Origin of the sequence: Bradyrhizobium sp. CSA207, assembly GCF_029051685.1 — a bacterium.
GTDB lineage: Bacteria > Pseudomonadota > Alphaproteobacteria > Rhizobiales > Xanthobacteraceae > Bradyrhizobium.
Genome location: NZ_JAACFT010000141.1, coordinates 1 through 421, shown reverse-complemented (window position 1 = coordinate 421; position 421 = coordinate 1). Strand labels below are relative to the sequence as shown.

The following is a 421-nucleotide window of genomic DNA, read 5'->3' as shown; positions in this document are numbered from 1 at the left end:
CCTGTTCACGACGCGGTAGGCCTCGGCGGCCGCCTCGTACGGGTCCGAATGCGGGGTGCCGGTGATCCGACCCTGGAGCACGCCCTGCTCCATGCCCAGCCGGTACCGGTCGTAATCGGTGGCCTCGCGGGCCCGTTCCAGCGACCGCCGATCCCGCGGAGGAATCAGGCTGGACGTCTCGTGCTGCAGGACACCGTCGATCCGGGAACGGTTGGGCGAGAGCGCCTGCAGGCTGCTGTCGAGCTCGTGCAGCAATGCGCTCCTGTCCGGGCTGGTGGAACGCGGCGCCTCCCGGGACTGCTGCGCCCGCTCATGCTCTTGCGCGCGCGACGCGCGGCTGCTGCTGCCGGAACCGATGAAACATCTTCTCATGGTGGGAATGTGTCGTAAGTGGGTTGGAGGGGAACGCCGGGCCGGGCTC

General features: G+C 69.4%; 1 protein-coding gene. It reads right to left on the bottom strand.

The window, feature by feature from the left end:
• A partial coding sequence (locus GWG65_RS40355) for a hypothetical protein (protein WP_275200939.1) occupies nucleotides 1-372 on the bottom strand: 372 nt, incomplete at its 3' end.
• Nucleotides 373-421: the final 49 nt, after the last annotated feature.